This is a genomic window from Peribacillus glennii, assembly GCF_003429105.1.
GTDB classification, from domain to species: domain Bacteria; phylum Bacillota; class Bacilli; order Bacillales; family DSM-1321; genus Peribacillus; species Peribacillus glennii.
Genome location: NZ_QVTD01000006.1, coordinates 105,651 through 123,549 on the forward strand (window position 1 = coordinate 105,651; position 17,899 = coordinate 123,549).

At 42.5% G+C, this 17,899-nt stretch carries 23 protein-coding genes and 2 pseudogenes; 5 read left to right on the forward strand and 20 right to left on the reverse strand.

The genetic code is table 11. The annotated features are described in order from the left end of the window. Nucleotides 1–153 precede the first annotated feature (153 nt). The 5 genes and pseudogenes from D0466_RS23625 to D0466_RS11630 all read right to left on the reverse strand — a co-directional run. Nucleotides 154–385: pseudogene (locus tag D0466_RS23625) on the reverse strand (RsfA family transcriptional regulator); the annotation flags it as partial. 77 nt (nt 386–462) lie between these two features. After that, nucleotides 463–693 carry a hypothetical protein gene (locus D0466_RS11615; RefSeq protein ID WP_117322750.1) on the reverse strand — a complete coding sequence of 77 codons (231 nt, stop codon included), beginning with the start codon at nt 691–693 and terminating at the stop codon, nt 463–465. A 131-nt stretch (nt 694–824) separates the two neighbouring features. Then, nucleotides 825–1,238, reverse strand: coding sequence for an enoyl-CoA hydratase/isomerase family protein (locus D0466_RS11620; RefSeq protein ID WP_117322751.1), 414 nt, complete (start codon nt 1,236–1,238; stop codon nt 825–827). 195 nt (nt 1,239–1,433) lie between these two features. After that, nucleotides 1,434–1,607 (reverse strand): 50S ribosomal protein L32, encoded by a 174-nt coding sequence (rpmF, locus tag D0466_RS11625; RefSeq protein WP_101633179.1) that lies wholly within the window; start codon nt 1,605–1,607, stop codon nt 1,434–1,436. Between the two features lie 72 nt (nt 1,608–1,679). Further along, nucleotides 1,680–2,195 carry a YceD family protein gene (locus D0466_RS11630; RefSeq protein WP_117322752.1) on the reverse strand — a complete coding sequence of 172 codons (516 nt, stop codon included), beginning with the start codon at nt 2,193–2,195 and terminating at the stop codon, nt 1,680–1,682. Between the two features lie 448 nt (nt 2,196–2,643). Between D0466_RS11630 and D0466_RS11635 the strand changes: the two genes are divergently transcribed. Further along, on the forward strand, nt 2,644–3,867 hold the full coding sequence (locus D0466_RS11635) for a nucleotidyltransferase (RefSeq protein ID WP_117322753.1): 1,224 nt from the start codon (nt 2,644–2,646) through the stop codon (nt 3,865–3,867). 213 nt (nt 3,868–4,080) lie between these two features. Here the strand turns inward: D0466_RS11635 and D0466_RS11640 are convergent, their stop codons facing one another. From D0466_RS11640 to rsmD, 4 genes and pseudogenes are all read right to left on the reverse strand, one after another. Then, nucleotides 4,081–5,103: a SepM family pheromone-processing serine protease gene (locus D0466_RS11640; protein WP_117322754.1), complete on the reverse strand. Its 1,023-nt coding sequence runs from the start codon at nt 5,101–5,103 to the stop codon at nt 4,081–4,083. A 4-nt stretch (nt 5,104–5,107) separates the two neighbouring features. After that, nucleotides 5,108–5,890 carry a patatin-like phospholipase family protein gene (locus D0466_RS11645; protein WP_117322755.1) on the reverse strand — a complete coding sequence of 261 codons (783 nt, stop codon included), beginning with the start codon at nt 5,888–5,890 and terminating at the stop codon, nt 5,108–5,110. Between the two features lie 342 nt (nt 5,891–6,232). Then, nucleotides 6,233–6,715: a pantetheine-phosphate adenylyltransferase gene (coaD, locus tag D0466_RS11650; protein WP_117322756.1), complete on the reverse strand. Its 483-nt coding sequence runs from the start codon at nt 6,713–6,715 to the stop codon at nt 6,233–6,235. Between the two features lie 12 nt (nt 6,716–6,727). Next, a pseudogene (gene rsmD, locus D0466_RS11655) lies at nt 6,728–7,300 on the reverse strand (16S rRNA (guanine(966)-N(2))-methyltransferase RsmD); the annotation flags it as partial. Between the two features lie 48 nt (nt 7,301–7,348). On the opposite strand from rsmD, the gene D0466_RS21910 reads away from it, so the two are divergent. Together D0466_RS21910 and D0466_RS11660 are read left to right on the forward strand one after the other, a co-directional pair. Next, nucleotides 7,349–7,555 carry a hypothetical protein gene (locus D0466_RS21910; RefSeq protein WP_142919927.1) on the forward strand — a complete coding sequence of 69 codons (207 nt, stop codon included), beginning with the start codon at nt 7,349–7,351 and terminating at the stop codon, nt 7,553–7,555. Nucleotides 7,556–7,839: 284 nt separating this feature from the next. Continuing rightward, nucleotides 7,840–8,229 (forward strand): DUF7147 family protein, encoded by a 390-nt coding sequence (locus D0466_RS11660; RefSeq protein WP_117322758.1) that lies wholly within the window; start codon nt 7,840–7,842, stop codon nt 8,227–8,229. 183 nt (nt 8,230–8,412) lie between these two features. Here D0466_RS11660 and D0466_RS11665 read toward each other — a convergent pair whose 3' ends face one another. Then, on the reverse strand, nt 8,413–8,688 hold the full coding sequence (locus D0466_RS11665) for a YlbG family protein (protein WP_117322884.1): 276 nt from the start codon (nt 8,686–8,688) through the stop codon (nt 8,413–8,415). A gap of 226 nt (nt 8,689–8,914) precedes the next feature. On the opposite strand from D0466_RS11665, the gene D0466_RS11670 reads away from it, so the two are divergent. Then, entirely contained in the window at nt 8,915–9,241 is a 327-nt protein-coding gene (locus tag D0466_RS11670; protein WP_117322759.1) for an acetate and sugar kinases/Hsc70/actin family protein, read from the forward strand. 101 nt (nt 9,242–9,342) lie between these two features. Here the strand turns inward: D0466_RS11670 and D0466_RS11675 are convergent, their stop codons facing one another. The 5 genes from D0466_RS11675 to D0466_RS11695 all read right to left on the reverse strand — a co-directional run bounded on the left by D0466_RS11675 (nt 9,343) and on the right by D0466_RS11695 (nt 12,422). Next, nucleotides 9,343–9,789 carry a YlbF family regulator gene (locus tag D0466_RS11675; protein ID WP_117322760.1) on the reverse strand — a complete coding sequence of 149 codons (447 nt, stop codon included), beginning with the start codon at nt 9,787–9,789 and terminating at the stop codon, nt 9,343–9,345. Between the two features lie 60 nt (nt 9,790–9,849). After that, a complete protein-coding gene (locus D0466_RS11680) occupies nt 9,850–10,275 on the reverse strand; it encodes a hypothetical protein (protein ID WP_117322761.1) in 426 nt (141 codons plus the stop codon). A gap of 179 nt (nt 10,276–10,454) precedes the next feature. Beyond that, nucleotides 10,455–10,697, reverse strand: coding sequence for a YlbE-like family protein (locus D0466_RS11685; protein WP_117322762.1), 243 nt, complete (start codon nt 10,695–10,697; stop codon nt 10,455–10,457). A gap of 26 nt (nt 10,698–10,723) precedes the next feature. Then, complete coding sequence (locus D0466_RS11690) at nt 10,724–11,182, reverse strand: YlbD family protein (RefSeq protein WP_117322763.1); 459 nt, start codon at nt 11,180–11,182, stop codon at nt 10,724–10,726. 184 nt (nt 11,183–11,366) lie between these two features. Continuing rightward, on the reverse strand, nt 11,367–12,422 hold the full coding sequence (locus D0466_RS11695) for a CAP domain-containing protein (RefSeq protein ID WP_233522622.1): 1,056 nt from the start codon (nt 12,420–12,422) through the stop codon (nt 11,367–11,369). A gap of 346 nt (nt 12,423–12,768) precedes the next feature. Between D0466_RS11695 and D0466_RS11700 the strand changes: the two genes are divergently transcribed. Further along, nucleotides 12,769–13,131, forward strand: coding sequence for a YugN family protein (locus D0466_RS11700; RefSeq protein WP_117322764.1), 363 nt, complete (start codon nt 12,769–12,771; stop codon nt 13,129–13,131). Nucleotides 13,132–13,273: 142 nt separating this feature from the next. Here D0466_RS11700 and D0466_RS11705 read toward each other — a convergent pair whose 3' ends face one another. From D0466_RS11705 to ctaD, 5 genes are all read right to left on the reverse strand, one after another. Continuing rightward, on the reverse strand, nt 13,274–13,735 hold the full coding sequence (locus tag D0466_RS11705; protein ID WP_199484546.1) for a DUF420 domain-containing protein: 462 nt from the start codon (nt 13,733–13,735) through the stop codon (nt 13,274–13,276). 174 nt (nt 13,736–13,909) lie between these two features. Beyond that, the gene (gene ctaG, locus D0466_RS11710; protein WP_117322887.1) at nt 13,910–14,812 is read right to left on the reverse strand and encodes a cytochrome c oxidase assembly factor CtaG; all 903 of its coding nucleotides are present in this window, start codon (nt 14,810–14,812) and stop codon (nt 13,910–13,912) included. A gap of 219 nt (nt 14,813–15,031) precedes the next feature. After that, complete coding sequence (gene ctaF / locus D0466_RS11715; protein ID WP_117322765.1) at nt 15,032–15,367, reverse strand: cytochrome c oxidase subunit IVB; 336 nt, start codon at nt 15,365–15,367, stop codon at nt 15,032–15,034. Nucleotides 15,368–15,371: 4 nt separating this feature from the next. Continuing rightward, entirely contained in the window at nt 15,372–16,001 is a 630-nt protein-coding gene (locus D0466_RS11720; protein ID WP_117322766.1) for a cytochrome (ubi)quinol oxidase subunit III, read from the reverse strand. Beyond that, the gene (gene ctaD / locus D0466_RS11725; protein ID WP_117322767.1) at nt 16,001–17,872 is read right to left on the reverse strand and encodes a cytochrome c oxidase subunit I; all 1,872 of its coding nucleotides are present in this window, start codon (nt 17,870–17,872) and stop codon (nt 16,001–16,003) included. Before ctaD ends, D0466_RS11720 begins: the two co-directional genes overlap by 1 nt. Nucleotides 17,873–17,899 lie beyond the last annotated feature (27 nt).

The window sequence follows — 17,899 nt, forward strand, 5'->3', positions numbered from 1 at the left end:
ACAGCTTTGAAAGTTCATCAAGCTTTTTCAAATACTGAATGACTTCTTCGATAGAAAAGGATGAAGATTCTTCATGAGCCTGGTTTTCAACTTGTAATGCATCCTGTGTGGAAGCAGGGGCAACATCTGTTCCTTCCGATTGTCTAGCCTTTGACTTATTGTATTCTTTGCGTTGTTTTTTAGCAAGCTCTATTCCTGATTGATATTGTTTCCTCACATAGGAATTCCATCTGAAGCCGCAGGCAGCTGATGTCCGTGACAATTCCCTGCCCACTTCTTCGAATGCTTTTAACTGTGTGCTGCCTTCCCTAATATGCCTTAATACTACTTCTGCCAGTAATAGATCTTCATTTTCGGTCCATGCATCCTGCCTTGCTATTGACATCGTGATACCCCCAAGCAAGTATTTACTTCATACATATGCACTTGCTAGAATAGATAGAAGGGAAAATAGATGTCCTATTAAAAATTCCCGTATTTTTTCTTGTTCAGGAAGCTTTGTACAGCAAGGCGATAGGCTGCGGTTTCCCAAAGCGTTGCACATTGTGCAATTTCTTGTTTTATTATTCCTTGCAGCCCACCCAGTTCCCATTTCCTGATGAGCATTTTTTTGTATGTACTGATGACAACGGCTTCAAGAAGAGTGAGTCCAGTTATCTCGCTATCCAATGGAGCCGCTCGAATCCGAAACAACCGAATCGATGAACCCCAGATCTTTTCCTGCGGATGCAGAGACTAAGGAGTGTTAAAAGTAGTTTTAAAGCTGTTTGATGTGGAAGCTTTTCGAATAAAAGCGTCCCGCCTCCCCATCCTGTCGTAGCGGCCTATTTCCCCTGGATAAAGCCAAACCGTGAGTTTTCCCTCGCAATCCTGTAATCACAAGCTGCCGCGAATTCAGCCCCTTCCCCAACGGCGGTTCCATTTAGGAAAGCTGCTGTCGGTTTTGGGAATGTTGCTAGTTTATTAACGACCATGCCCATTTTGGAAAGCATTTTATATGCCTCTTTTTCAGTAGGCAGGGTGTGGAATTCGCTTAGATCCCCACCAGAGCAAAATGCGGCGTCCACCCGCCCAGTTAACATAAGCATTTTTACGGTTTCATCACTTTCCGCATCGGACAATACATCACCGAGCCTTTCCATTACTTCATAATTTATGGCATTCCTTTTTTCCGGACGATTTATCGTGATCAATAAACTGCCATCACCCTGTTTTTCACCCAATACCACATTGCTCATTCCAACGCCACGGCTTCCATTTTTATCTAAGAATACTCAAATTATATTAGAAAACATCCAGGCTGGCGAGCCTATTAAAGCAAGGACAGAGTGGCAATGAACTTTGAGAGGGAAAGGAAGGCTGCATTTGGGAGGCCTCCAACGAAAAAAAGCACAGGGGGTAATCCCCTGTGCTTTTTTCGAAAGAAGAAATTATTATTTGTTAACAACTTCTTTACCTTTATAAGTCCCACATTCTTTGCATACACGGTGCGCAAGTTTCATTTCACCGCAGTTTGGGCATGCCACCATACCTGGCACTTGAAGCTTGAAGTGCGTACGACGCTTTCTTTTTACAGTTTTGGACGTTCTTCTAAAAGGTACAGCCATTATTCCCACCTCCTTAAAAAATAGATAAAGAAGCTGTGAAAGCCTGAATTTCCCGGCTCTCCAAGTTTCCAATCAAGATTCCTTATTGTTGTCAAAAAATTTCGAAAGGCCTGCTAATCTGGGATCGACCCGTTGTTTGCTTTCTTCTTCCGTCACAACCGCCCAGTCCGTCCCCGACATAGGTGCACCATCTTCGCTATCCTCGCAGAATACCTGCATTGGGATTTCAAGCAATAAATTTTCTTTGATTACCGGTATAAGGTCTACAACATCGCCTTTAACGACAGTTACATCATCATCTTCAAGATCATAATTCTCTGCTTTTAGTAGAAAGGTTTCCGTTGTGTCAATATCAATTGGATATTTAACATCTACCAGTGTCCGGGAACAAGGCAAAATCAAATGGCCGGATAAATGCAGATGGAAAGTAACCTTTGCGGAACTGATATCAGCCCTGCCGGTCACTTTAATGGGCGAGACTTCACGAATTTGTTTATCCCGTTCCTTTATATCCGCAACATCCACCGTTTCTTCGATTTGCAGGTCTTTTTCCCGTAATTTTTGAAGTTGGCTAATTGTCCATTGCAAATGAATCACCTCTAAGCGCAACAAAAGTAATTATAGCTGTCATTATACTGTTTGTCAATATTTTTTCTTTACAGTCTATACCCTGCCAAAATGCTTATTTCATGCGTTTCTTCGAAAGTGCGAATGGAAGCTATTATAATAATAACCGTTTCTGTATTCTTTGCAATCATTACGCTGTAATTTATTCATTGCCGGGGTTTTCTTTCAAAGGCACCCATAGTTGTTCGATTGGGAGCGCCATGCACTCTTCACATAGCAACATCGTATATGGGGGGCTTAATTCTTTATTGCAATTTGTACATATGAAAATGCAAATCGCCTCCTTGCGGTTTCAGACTATCTTCTTTATTATTCAATAACCGCCAAGGGAAAATACTTCCTTAAAGTCGACTTTTGGCCACAAATATTGTAAATTCATAACAATACCCCATTTTTACGAGGTGAAGCGATGAAAGCTTTGGGATTAGTCGTTGAATACAATCCTTTTCATAACGGACATTCTTATCACTTGCAGAAAAGCAAAGAAGTCATAAATGCTGACATAGTCATCGCCATTATGAGCGGGCCGTTCCTCCAGCGGGGTGAACCTGCTCTTTTGAGCAAATGGGCCAGGGCGAAAATGGCTCTCGCAGCAGGAGTCGATCTTGTCTTTGAACTGCCCTATGCGTTCGCGCCGCAAAAGGCGGAGATATTTGCACGCGGCGCCATATTCGCACTTGAAGCATTGCAGTGCGATTCATTCTGCTTCGGCAGTGAGAACGGAAGGATTCAACCCTTTCTAGAGACTTATCATTTGCTTCAGGAGAAGCAGGACAACTATCAGGCTTTGGTCAAAAAGCATATGAAGGAAGGAAACAGTTATCCGCGCGCTGCATCTCTTGCATTCAGTGAACTTGAAAAAAACCTTTATGCCCTGGATTTGTCAAAACCAAACAATATTCTCGGCATGGAATATGTCAAGGCCGCTTTATCCAATGGTTTTAAAATCAAGCCCCTGACCATCAAGCGTGTACAGGCCGGATATCATGATGCCGCGCTGCCGGAAAATTCGATCGCCAGCGCAACGGCCATCCGCAAATCGATTTTTGATAGCAAATCGAATATCTCAAACATCAGTGGATATGTCACTGATTCAACATCATCCGTTTTAAGGGATTACATTAGGGAATATGGACAGTTTCACAACTGGGAAATGTATTGGCCTTTGCTAAAATACAGGGTAATGTCGGCTTCGGCAGCTGAATTAAGGAAAATTTATGAAATAGAAGAAGGCATCGAATACCGTATCCAGCAGGCCGCCGCACACGCTCTTAACTTTGCCGGCTTTATGGCAGCATTAAAAACGAAACGCTATACATGGACAAGGCTGCAACGGATGTGCGTCCATATCCTGACAAACACAACGAAAGAAGAAATGATTCCATTGCAGGGAAACCCCACTTATCTTCGGCTATTAGGGATGTCAAGTGCGGGGAGGGAATATTTGCGGAGCAAGAAAAAACATATGCCCATTCCATTGGTGTCCAGACTTTCTTCCTTCGGCTCCCCGGAAATCCGTCCTGATATACGGGCTGCCCGCATTTATGCCCTCGGACTTATGGAACCATATCAAAGCATGTTAATGAAACGGGAATTCGAGGCCCCGGTCATTATTGAAAAATCCCCGAGTTAATCGCATATCAAACTCGCGGATTAGGAGCTCTTGTAAGTTCTAGATTAGTTTAAGCCTGGGACCTGAGGTGCTGGACCACACAATCGAAGCCATAAGGACGTACTGCACTTAAGCAGTGCTCCACTTCATACATGAAGAAAAGATTCAATCAATCGTTACTTTATGCCGCCAGAAAGCCGTTCAACCGTGTTCATCACGAGATAAGCGGCTTTCTTATCTAATCTCTTTTAATGTTTCAAGGTAGTTGAGGGCATCGTCGACAGTATCCACCGGGACAATCTTCATATCCGTTTCAATATCTTCGGCGGTTGCCAGCGCCTGGCGGTAGTTAGATTGCTTATTCCCTTTTTCATTAGGTGCAAAAAAGATTTGTGCACCTGAATTGTCGGCAGCGACGATTTTTTGCTTTATGCCTCCGATCGGGCCGACCTCGCCTGACTCTGACATCGTTCCCGTTCCTGCAATTTGATACCCTTTTGTAGTATCCCCATCGGTCAGCTGATTGAAAATTTCCAAAGTAAACATTAATCCGGCGGAAGGACCTCCGATCTGCTCGGTGTTTACCTTAACAGCCGGTTCGGTTATCGGCTTTTCATGGTCATCAAGCGAAATGCCGATGCCGGCCCGCTTTTTATCCCTATCGAAATTCTTTAAAGGCAGTGTGGTCTGTTTGGTCTTTGAATCCCTTTTAAATTTAAGCGTGATTTTGTCACCCGGATTTTTACTACCGACATAATCCATAAATTGCTTCGCAGATTCTATTTTGAGCTCATCAACCCTGGTAATTTGGTCCCCAGGCTTTAATTCTCCGTATGCCGGCATCCCTTTGAGCGTATTAAGGACATAAACGCCCAGATATTGAAAAGAAATCGGCTTGCCTGCTTTTTCATAGGCCACTTTAATTGCATTATTTTTTGAATCATCCATCATATGGAGTTGTCTCACATTGTATTCTTCATCACTTTCATTTTCACTCTTGATCGCGTTCTCTGGATACAACTCCTGGTATTTGCTCATTTTTGCCGCCATATATGAATAGATATTGGCCCTTCCCATCCTTACGGTTGTCAGCATAAAGCTTCCGGAGGCATCGTCCCCTCCTTCAACGTTTATAATTGGCTCCAATTCTTGTGCCATGCCTGGTTTTGCTACGTAATATGGCAAATAATAAAACGATGAAGCTATGATTAGAACAGCTGCAATCAGGAAAGAGCGCATATAGTACTTACGACTCACCTGTTCAAGTCTCCTTCCAGTTTTCAATAGATTCTTTAATCCTGCTAATATTTTTCCTTGCCTCTTCTTCCCCAATACTGATAATTTCGGAAATGTCAGTGAACGCCTTTGAATTATATTTCTCAACCGGCGGCCGGATCATGATATCTGCAGCAAATTCCCTGCTCTTCACCAGTTCCATCTGTAAAATATCAAGGCTTTGGATTATCACATCATAAATGGAGGTGATTTCCTGATCTTGTTTCACTTTGGCTACATCAACCGCAACCACAATATCTGCCCCCATTTCCCTTGCCACCGAAACGGGAACCCGGTCTATTACACCTCCGTCAACCAACAAGCGGCCACCAATCCTTTCGGGGACAAAAATACCCGGTATGGAAATGCTTGCCCTCACGGCTTCAGCGATTGGGCCTTCACGGAATAAGACTTTATCGCCGCGTTTAATATCGGTTGCGACAACAGCAACGGGAATGTCTAGCTCCTCCAGCCTCCTTCCATATGTAAAAACCCGAATAAGCTCTTTTACCCTTTTTCCGGAAATAAACCCCATTTTAGGAACGGTAAAATCCAAATAATACTTTCTTTTAAAAACCCGTGCCAGCTTATAAAGCCGTTCGATATCTAAGCCTGCTGCATAAAATGTCCCAATGAGGGCGCCCATGCTGCTTCCGGCAATCATATCTATAGGGATTCCTTCTTCCTTCATCACCTTTATCACACCAACATGGGCAAAGCCCCTCGCTCCGCCCGAACCGAGTGCAAGGCCTATCTTAGGCTCCCGCAAAAGAATCCCTCCCCAAATAGCTTGAACTCTCTTACAACCTTATGGCCATTAAAGATTTTGTATGAAGCCGTTTGACGATTTGTTAAAAAAACGCACCGGTAGTGCAGTTCTATTTTATCACTTGAAAAGTTGGATGCCCAGCGGATTCATTTACAGAGGAAACATTACAAGGGTAGTTGAGATGAACAGGATCTGAACCACAACACACAGGGATGTTGGCGTACTTGGTCTATGTTCTACTTTATTCCTGAATTTGGCCACTCATCCTGCTACAGTGGTCTCAAGTTATACTCTTAAAATGCAAAAAGAAACCCACCACATGGATGGGTCCTACCTTTTGGTTCATTGACCGTATTTTGTGAGCAGTGCCGCCCTTACCCTCTCCGGAACAAGTTCAGAGATATCGCCGCCATATTTTGCAACTTCTTTAACAATGCTGGAGCTTAAGAAAGAATATTGGTTTCTGGTCATGATGAAAAAGGTTTCAACCCTTTCATTCAGCAGCCTATTCATGGAAGTAATCTGCATTTCATACTCGAAATCGGACACGGCACGGAGTCCGCGGATGATGGCATCAGCATTAACCTTGGTCGCATAATCGGCAAGCAAACCTTGAAAAGAGTCCACTTTCACATTAGGAATATGCGCAGTAGTTTCCCTAATCAATTCTAAGCGTTCATCAACGGTAAACAGCGAATTTTTCGAAGTATTGTTTAAAACGGTTACATAAACTTGATCAAAAACCTTTGCCCCTCTTTGGATAATATCCAAATGGCCAAAGGTGATCGGGTCAAAGCTCCCTGGACAAACGGCTATCCTGGCCATAGAAATCCCCCTCTAATTTTCATCCCTATCCCACCGATAAATTGTAATAGCGATGATTCCATATACTTCTTGCCGAGTTTTCGTGAAACTGCAGACACGATCCGGAAGGACAACATCATGGCCGTGTTCACATACGATAAACCCCTCATGGTCAAGAAGAGCTGCATTATGTATTTGCTCAAGCATTGTGACGAGCTTTTGTTTTTTATATGGTGGATCGAGCATGATCAGACTGAAGTTCAGTCCCCTTTTAATGATTGCTTTCAAAGCTCTTTCCGAGTCATTTCTGTAGACTTCAGCCTGCTCTGAAAAACCGCATGCCTTAAGGTTATCTTTAACTGTTTGGACAGCCTGGTACTCCCTGTCTACAAAAATAGCGCGATCCATGCCACGGCTTAACGCCTCAATCCCAAGGCCCCCGCTGCCTGCGAACAGATCGAGGACATCCCCGCCTTCAAAATAAGGCCCGATTATATTGAACAAAGCTTCCTTCACTTTATCAGTCGTAGGCCTGGTTCCTGTGCCCGGCACTGATTTTAAAGGCCTCCCTTTGCAAGTTCCAGAAACGACACGCATGTTTTCACCACATTTTTTGACAAATTTCTGTTACCCAATAATCCTATCATATTAGAAATGCGCAGCCAACTTCAAAAAATTTTTTTCGCGCCTGTTATTTCAGAAAAAAGTGGGCCTGGTTTGAATAATAAGGATAAATTTGGCCATACTGATAGTAACAACATCACTATCGTAGGTGTTGTTGCCAACCGCGGAGAAGACTTACGTTTCCCCATAAGTTCTTCCTCCGGTTTCTCCTCTCCCTTTGCCTTCTACCCTTTTTAGGAAATAGAAGGACCCTGCAGAAGATGACCTGCAGGGCTTTTTTTTTGCAAGAAACGATTAAGTTTTTTGTCAACAAAGGAGAATGCAGTCTTTGTGCGCTACATGCTTATCTTTTCACATGTGTGATCCACATCTTGCGGACTAGGGCTATGCCTTTGTCTTCGACGTTACTTGATGTCCAACAGGCAAATTTTCTAAAAAGCGGCCAGCTTTAAAATTACCTTATTGGTAATGGAGCAAAGTAGTGATAAATTAAGAATAGACTTATTTAAGGAGAGATTTATTTGATTCAGCGATTTATCGAATTAGGGGAAGGTTATTCTGATATATATGAACTGATTGAAATTGGCAAGGCAAACGGTGGCCGTGTAGCCCGCCTTCTTGCGCTCCATACAACAATGTATGAAAAAAAGCTTACTTCCCTGTTGGTGGTCCTGCATCCAACCGATCCGGGCAATTTTCAACCTTTATACATGTGCAGGGAAGGCATCCCCAATCCAAACTTCACGCCGAACAAACGATTCGAACTCTTCAGAGAGCTCGCATTGCAGCTCGGAAAAGATATCATCGAACTAAATGTCAAGCCCTCCACGGCCTTTTCGGAAAAAGAACTTTATTTCCAATATCTTACCGGGATCCTGCGAATGAACCGATATCTTCCCCCATTAAGCTAAATACACTGCAATGCTATAAAAAGGCGCAGACTTTTATTTTAAGAAAGCCTGCGCCTTTTTGTAAGGAACCTCGACTAACATCTGCCACGTCCTGTGGTAAATGTCGACGTCACCACATCCTCGAAAAGCTACGCTTTCTTCGTGCGATGGGATGCTTTCGAAGCGTTCCTTGTCCTGTGAAAATCAAATTCCCATTTTATAATCATATTCCTTCGCTTTATCCGGTTTGGAATTCTCATATTCCATTTTTAAGAACGGTTTATAGGAGAGCTCAACCCGCTTTACAAACGAATAGCTTCTTAACTTTTCGGAAAGTGCCTCAACATCCTCCATATTTGTATAAAGGACAGCGTACTTCAGCTTTTTTGACACATAATGGATATTGCCAAATTTCCTTAGCATTTTTGCCTGCTTCAATGTATGTAAATATACAATTATTCCCTGTCTTTCTCCAAACATAGCAAGTACTCCCCTTTTACAATGAAACTCCAGCTCATCCCCACCTGTAAGGAATCTTATCAAACAATTGATCCTGACCGGGAAAGGGTAAAGGTTTTCATTAAGTGTAGCATGCATAAACTTTGCTATCAACCTAAAAAACCACCGTGGTTCCTAAGAAATCACAATCGGTTTAAGGCTGATCAATCAAAGGGTATTCAAAAGTGAAACAACAGGGGGATAAGCCATGGATTTGGATACGATTTGGGCTTCGTTCATAAACACATTGGCCGCTGAGGAGGAAATCGTACATGCTGCACATAAAAAAGTGGCCGGAATACCCTTTCTTTATGTCAAGCATTCGGAACAGAACGATATCGATAAGGTAATAAAGGCAATAAAAAAGGCATCGGCAAAATCGATGCGCGGCCACAAGCTGCATAGCGTGACTGTTTTCGTAAGAAGCGAGAAAAATTCATTGGTTTTTCGCCATCGTTTTTTCGTGCCGCAAAAGAAAATGTTCTGTTGCGGGAATTTATGCCCAGATTGCATTCGGTTTGAGAATGAATCATAGGAGAAAGGCAATGGAGCCGGCTGCATTTCATAGAGCCGGCCCCATTTCTATTCGGACAAATGAACGAATCTGTCAATTTCCGCTGAAGCATTCAAAAAAGCTTATGCGGAACATCCACAGCTGCCTCCGGAACCGCATCCTCCGCCACAGCTCGAGAGCGACTCAAAGAAGGGATTCCCAGCGGGAACTTTAATATGCTGGGAAACGGCATGTCCGACTTTCATGCTGATTTCATCGAGGATGCCTTGTATTTCTGTTTCCGCCCTTTTAAATTCCGCGATAGAGGGATGAAGATCCATTTCACGCTTTACCTCCCGAATTTCAAGATTCACTCTCTTATAATCCGGATGATACTTCCCAAAACGCTGGGCCTCTTCATACAGCTCCTTAAGAGAAGCAAATTTGCGTATTTTTTGCTGTGCTTCCCGGTCATTCTTCATTTTATATAAAGTAAGGAGATAGTTTTCCCCTGCTTCAGATTGCAATACCATTTCCGCCAAAGAATCGGCAGTTTGCAAGATGTTAACCCTTTCCATCGTAGCAAGCATTGACCGCTCACCTCCACCAACATTCTACCATTTTTGCAGTTTAGATGCTAATGCTTTTCCTTAGATGTCAGAATTGACTTCAACGGTGAAGCCTTTTTTCAGTCCGGCGGGCTGCCCATTTGCCTTAAGAATTTCTAATAGCATTTCATGCCGGCCCTGGGGCATCTTTTTCACGATAAATGCGGCAGTTTGATAGTCAGCGATCCTTTTCCCGTCCATATAACACCTAATCTTCGCCCTCTCTTTGCCGTAGGAAGGAGATAAGGAAAATCCTCTTAAGAAACAATCAACATAAAGGGAGTTTCCTTTCATAAAATATTTGGCTTCAAATCCTCTATCGCCGTCCGGCTTGATAGATTCCGCTGAAGCAGAATGGCCGCGGCCAAGAACTTCCGGTGTTTTCTGGTTATATTGCGGTTCAGGTATTTTGTTGCCACAACCTGAGACGATCAGCACCAATAAAAATACAGTAACCAGCCATTTCATATAATCTGCCTCCTTTGCCAACTAGTGTTTGCAAAAAAAGCCAATTTACTCACAGAATAACAATCATGGTTCCTTCCTGAGTGTTAAAGAACTTTATGGATCATTCTTGGGTTTTGCATCGACTTGCAGCTAAATCAGGCCAAAAACCCAGTAAAATAAAAATGGCTGTTCCCAAAGGATCAGCCATTTTGATATTTCATTGCCTGGAACATCCCAAGCAGCATAGAAGCCATCTGGACGCCATCTGAAAACTTATTTATTCTTTGCGGGATCGTTTTATTAAAATGATACGCGGCTTCGGTTTCCAATTTATCCAAATCCTGAGGATTTCTCATCAATCTCCGGTACCAATACGGCTGACCACGCAGAAACTTTTTCAAATCCTGGTTTTCTTCAATCAAGCTATATACATCCTGCCTCATAAAAACCTCCTCATTCAGACGGATTTCTAGTCTTTTCTGAATACAAATGGATTGGACTTGGGTTTTTGTTCCTGCACCTCTTCTTCGTTTTTCGGCTTTTCTCCCTGGAATGAAGAAATAATCCCCTGGATTGCTCCCAGTGCCTGGTTTGCACTTGATATATACTGCTGGACCTGGTTAACATCCAGGTTCTTGACTGACTGAAGAAGGAGTGCCAAGAAATCCGTTTTGTTCATTTGGCTGGTTTTTATTGTTTGATTTGTTTCGATGGACTTGCCCTTCTCGGGTTCTTCCTGCCTCGTGCCAACCCCATCCTTGGCCTTGTATTCCTCCCACTGTTCATGGTCGCCTCCAAAAAGCTGCCACTCCTCAAATAACTCCTGCCATGTATAGTTACCGTCTTTGACTTCCTGCCTTAATTTAGGATGCTTCTTCACGAATGCCTTGAATTTTTCAACTGATGTGCGCCCTTTTTTTTGAGCCATATACGATCACCTCACGCCATGACATACGCCTATTCCCATCTTATGAACAGAAATCGAAAGTGTGACGGCGGGCGTATACCACAAAAAGCACATTAAAAAAAGGACCAGGGTCAACACTACATTCATCACCCGAACTAAAAATGCAGAAATTTGACCCGAGGCCCGACTCACTAGTGAAGGCTCCTTATTTAGCGATAAAATTCTGTGTGTAATATTTCCGGTAAACTCCAACACCTACATGGGTAAAATCTTTATTCAACAGTGCATCGCGATGCCCTTTGCTATTCAGCCATCCTTCCATTGCGGCAATCGCATCCACATAGTTTGCTGCAATGTTCTCTCCTGCAAGTGTGTAGGATATGCCACCCTCGGCAAGCCTGTCCTCAAGGTCCCCTTTCGTAGGGGAAGTATGGGAAAAATACCGGCTTTCCGACATGTCGCTGCTATGATCATAAGCAACCTCGGAAGTTTTCTCATCCCATTTCAATTCTGCAAGGTCAAACCGTTGTCGCATGATATTGGTAATATCAAAAATTTGATGGCGGCTTCCGGCCTCCACCTTTTTCCATTCTTCCTCACCGAGGGGCCGTTCTTCCTTCAACTTCCCGCGGTATGTCAATTCATAAGGCTTCTGTTTAAGTAGCGTTTCCTCGTTTAAAAACCGGACACTGGATACACTCCCTGTGAACTTATCCAGATATAACTGAGCGTATACATCTCCAAGCTTTATGAGCGGCCTCATATTCATATCTTCCTCTGAAAGCTCAAAACGGTAAGAGCTTCCATGCGCTTCAATGTCGACTGACGTCTCTACAAAAGCACTGGAATATATCTCATCAATCGTCTGCCCGATTTTAAATGGTGTTACATTGATTTTCTTGCCGATCCCATAGGCCGAAACAACCCTTCCGCTTTCAACAGCAAGCTGAAAATACCTTCTGCTGTCCTGATTATAGATCCACCATTCATAACCGTAAGAGGATGGATCGACCCTTGAAGGCTTTCCATAACGCTTTTCTGCTTCAGCCGCTTTTTTTCCTATTAAGCCAGCCAGACCCTCTTTCGGGTTCTTTAAAGCTCCATTATCACTGGGGGCCATATTTCTTTGAATGTCTTCCTGATTTTTTTGCTTGATGCCGTTCTCCCCCAAGAGAATCGAGTTTTCACTACTGTCATGAGCTAAATTTAAATAAATTCCAATAATAAATAAAATAGCTGAAAGTATGATCGCCCTTGCCAATATGCGCAGAGGAAGTCTCCCCCTCTCGAAATCTATATATAGATGTATAAGCTTTATAAACCATTTTTTGATTAATTATATCATTGTTTGAGCGGCTTTTATATCAATCATGACATGCAATAACCCCTATTACATTAAGTTTTTATGAAGGAAAAACATATAATTTTTGTGAACGTTAAAATAACGGAAAGGTACTCATTGCAAGTTGCATAATTTCGTACTATTATAAAATATGAGGGAAATATGTCTATATGTAAATAATATTGGAGAAAATAGCATTTTTATACATACCTTTCTCCATCTTGTTTTTATCCTGCGTTGAAAAGCAAAATTAGGAGGGTTATCCGTGAAATTCGAAAGCTTTGGTTTGGAAAATGTAACAGCAGATTTAAACCGCTTGGATCAGTTAATGCCCGAGCACGGTTTGGTTCGCGCTGAGCAATGGGATTATGAAAGAGTTAGCTACGATCGAAAATTCGAATTAAAAGAAGGCACCTTCTATCTGCGTGTCCTGGGCCATGCCGTTGAGGGCGATGTTGGCGCACACAAGGCCGTGATCAAATTACTTACTCCTCTACTGGGCAAACACTATTATCCGCATGGCATCGAATACGGCGAAGGCGAAAGCTTCCCTGCTTCCCTTGTTCAGCAATGTGAGAAAATCCTTTCAGACATAAAGGCAGAGCTTGATCAATTCTCAGGCATCTGATATGACCCAAGAAAGCGCATGAACCTTCATGCGTTTTTATTTTTTCCCTCAAACCGTCTAAGCTCAGCTGACCATACGAGAGATTCATACCAGATAGTAAAAAAGCAACGGATTTAATTTCAGTCCGCTGCTTTTTACTAAGTTAAAACCCCAGAATTGCTTTAATGACGGATGTCGTCTCACCGCCGTGATAAAATACATAAAGCAAAAGGTACACGGCAACACCGGTTATGGCAGTAAAAAACCAGATAATGCTTGTGATCGGGCCAAGCTTTCTATGCTTGGAAAGTTTGTTGTTGAAACCCGTCAATAAAGTCACAATTCCGAAAACAGCCCCTGTTGTAGCCAAAAAGATGTGAAACACTAAAAAAACCGTATAGTAGATTTTTAAATCGTCTGGTCCCCCAAACGCTGTATTTCCGATAAAAATGGTCCTCGATGCATATATCAGAAAGAAAATTAACGCAAAGATTGCAGCCGTAATCATTGTTTTCTTGTGTGTTTCAATCCTGCGCTGCTTGATCTGGTACCAGCCGATGGCTACGGTTATTGCGCTTAGAACGATAAAAGTTGTACTAATAGTCGGAAGTATCGGTAAAGACATGATAATTAATAACGTCCTCTCTATATCTAAATATCCCATCTTATTCATTTTATAAAAGGCATCAGGAAAACTCAACGAAATAGCAGATTCTTAACAGAATGCTCAATAATGTCCAATTTTTTCGATGTTCCCAAAAAAAGACCTTGCCAAATATGGACAAGGCTGGTCAAAATATTATTCTATCGTTTGTACATCAACGGGCAGCGGATCAACTTTATCCACTGCGCCGTTTTCCTTTCGAAACCACGCGAAGAAAACATAAGCGAGCACGATCCCATATACGATTTCCTGGATGATCTTCATTAGGACGCCGCCAAGCTGCTGGTCCTCCAAGAGAGGAAGGCCGTTAAACATCTCGGGTCCGCTAAGCTGCAAACCGGAAAGCTGGGATGCAGGGACACACAATTCCATTGCCTTCGCCCACGCAGAAGCATTAGTGAAGGTATCATACATCGGATTATCGGCGAAAATGATCAAGGCACACGCAGGCGTCAATAAAATACCGTTACCGAAGATATATCCGATCTTATACAAACCTGATAAGCTCTCCTTCTCAGGCAGCTGATTGACAAGGGGATACCACATGAAAAGGGCCGTAAAGAAAAGAACAACCGTATAAAGCGCGTGCAGCCACATATCCGTTTTGACAAAATCAAAAACAAGCGGAATATGATAGAAAGAGAACGTAAGATTAAAAACGAGCAACGCGATTAGAGGCTTTGTTAATCTTCTAAATATACTATCGATAGCTGAAAAGGAGAAAACCTGCCTCCATAGCCAGTCAGGGATGCTTAATATGAGTAAAGGCGGCATTACTAAATATAAGAAAGCCATCTGAATCATATGGGCACTGAACATGATATGACCCAATAAATCTATCGGTGATCCTTTTATGACGTACAATAATGCCATGAAAATAACAAAAAGGGTACTTTGCTTCTTCGTTACCGGCTCACTGCCTGAAAACTTTGTTCGATACCTCGTTACCAGCAAGAAATAAGCAAGCGTAATCAAGACCAGGGCGACAAGGAAGTAAGGGCTCCACAATGCTCGGAAACCAAAAATATCGATCGACATTATATCACCTCTGAAAAATTCCTTCATTTTAAGAATATTATACAACATGGCTTCAAACATGGACAATCTAAAGGATAACTTAAAGAAGGTTATTATTACTTCTGTATGGATAAAGAATTCAAATCTGTTCACCAAGTACAAAATAATAATATCATTTTAAATTATAAACCGGCCTAAAAAGAAAATCGGCTATAGATCATAGCCGATTTTCTGATTTACTTAAATCCAGGTAATGGTTATAAATGTCAGAATCGTAATTGCCCCGACTAAAGCCCCTGAGTACATGAACAAAGCAATCGTGTTATGGCCTCTATGCTTCATATGCATGAAGTAATATAGCTGGAAAGCTACCTGGACTGCAGCAAGCAAAAGAATAAAAGGTACAATGAACCAATGTGAGAATCCGTCATAGGCAACTGCCAAAAACGCAAGTAAGGTAAAGAAGATCATCAACGTGAAGGTAATTACTTGATGTTTCATTTCCTCAGCATTTTTTTTGCGCCGGTATTTTAAATTCACATTCGGGTTAGCTGAATTTGATTGATCATTCGCCATCAGTTTATCCCACCATTCCCATTAAATATACTACAGTAAAGATAAATACCCATACAACATCAATGAAATGCCAATAAAGACTCGCAACATAAAACTTAGGTGCATTGTATAGATTTAGGCCGCGTTTTGCATTCCGCAGCATCAATGTCAGGATCCAGGCTAAACCGACAGCAACGTGGGCCCCATGGAATCCAACTAGAGTGTAGAACGCAGATCCAAATGCACTGCTGGTAAAGGTATGTTTGAATTCATGGACATAATGGTTGAATTCATACACTTCCAGTCCGAGGAAAGCCGCGCCAAGCAAAACAGTTATCAATAACCAGGCCTGCATTTTCTGGAAATGGTTATTTTTCATATGGTACATCGCATATACACTCGTCAATGAACTGGTTAACAGCAGCATTGTCGCAACAAATGTTAATGGAAGTTCGAAAATATCTTTAGCCAGTTTATGGCTTGAATCCGGAACTTTATCCTTCAATGCCAGGTAGGTAGCAAAAAGTGATGCGAATAATACAGTCTCTCCTCCCAGGAATAACCAGAATCCCAGGAATTTATTCTTGCCTTCCAGGGTTGCTGTTTCAGGAGAAGCAGGCCAGGTGGCATCTGTGAATTTTTCTTCTGCGTGCATTATGCCTTAGCCCCCTTATCATCGTCATCTAACAGATCTTCCTTGTGGATATGGAAACCATGGTCATCCTTTACCGAACGGATAAACATCGCCCCAAAGGTAATGAGCAGGCCAATTACAAGTACAGGTATTGCCCAGCTCTTATCATCGACATGGTACATTGCTCCGAAAGCAGCAACGAACAGGCCAAATGACATCACCAGAGGTAGAATGGATGAGTTTGGCATATGAATATCACCAAGCGGTTCAGCCGGGGTCATTCCATTTTTACCTTCCATCTTTTCCACCCAGTAAGCATCCAGGCCGCGTACGAGAGGAAGCTGTTTAAAGTTATAAAATGGCGGAGGAGATGGAATCGCCCATTCAAGTGTACGCCCATCTTCCCATGGATCGTTACCGACTCTTTCATTTTTGATAGAAGTCATGATTATATTTATCAGTAAGATAAGAACCGCAACCGCCATAAAAAATGCTCCTACCGTACTTATCAGGTTTCCTGTTTCAAAGCCTTGTCCTGGAAGATAAGTGAATATACGGCGAGGCATACCCATTAATCCAAGGAAATGCTGGATAAAGAATGTTAAGTGGAAACCAATCAAGAACAGCCAAAACGAAATCTTACCCAATTTTTCATTTAGCATTGTACCAAACATCTTTGGCCAGTAGAAATGCGTACCAGCTAATAAACCAAATACTACGCCTCCAACTATTACATAGTGGAAGTGGGCAACTACGAAATAGCTGTCATGATACTGATAATCCGCAGGTGCTGCGGCAAGCATGATACCTGTTACACCACCGGCAACAAACGAAGGAATGAAGGCTGTAGCGTACAACATTGGTGTTGTGAACTTGATGCTTCCTCCCCACATCGTAAACATCCAGTTGAAAATTTTGATACCGGTTGGAACCGCAATTGCCATCGTAGCCACCGCAAAAATTGCGTTTGCAATCGGGCCCATACCTACCGTAAACATATGGTGAGCCCAAACCATGAACCCTAAGAAACCAATAAGGACTGTCGCGAATACCATTGAAGAATATCCAAACAATCTTTTTCTCGAAAATGTAGCAAAAATTTCTGAAAATATTCCGAAAGCCGGCAGGATCAAAATATATACTTCAGGGTGACCGAAAATCCAGAATAAATGTTCCCAGATAATTGTATTTCCGCCCGCTGTAGCATCAAAGAAGTTAGATCCGAACATACGGTCAAACATCATTAAAACCAATCCAACAGTTAATGGAGGAAAAGCGAATAAGATTAGAGCAGAAACTACGAATGATGACCAGGTAAACAATGGCATACGCATATATGTCATACCTGGAGCCCGCATATTTATTATCGTCGCCAGGAAGTTTATCCCTCCGATTAACGTACCAATCCCGGAGATTTGAAGGCCGAGCACATAGAAATCCACATTGTGCCCTTCAGAATGCAAGGACAAAGACGCATACGATGTCCAGCCCGCATCCGGTGCTCCCCCCAAGAACCATGATAGGTTAAGGAATACACCCCCAAAGAAGAATAACCAAAATCCTAATGCATTTACAAAAGGAAATGCAACATCACGTGCTCCTATTTGAAGCGGTAAAACAGCATTCATAAATGCGAAAACTAAAGGCATTGCTGCCAGGAAAATCATTGTCGTTCCATGCATTGTTAATATTTCATTATACAATCCGGCACTAATAAAATCATTGTCCGGGACTGCGAGCTGAATTCTGATGAACATCGCTTCGAGTCCTCCGACAACGAAGAACAGTCCGCCAGCGATAAGGTACAAAATGGCGATTTTCTTATGGTCTACCGTTGTAAGGTAATCCCAAACCGTAGCGCCAAATCCTTTTTTCTGAGCGTAGGTACTCACAGTTTATCCTCCCTCTGTCTATCAATC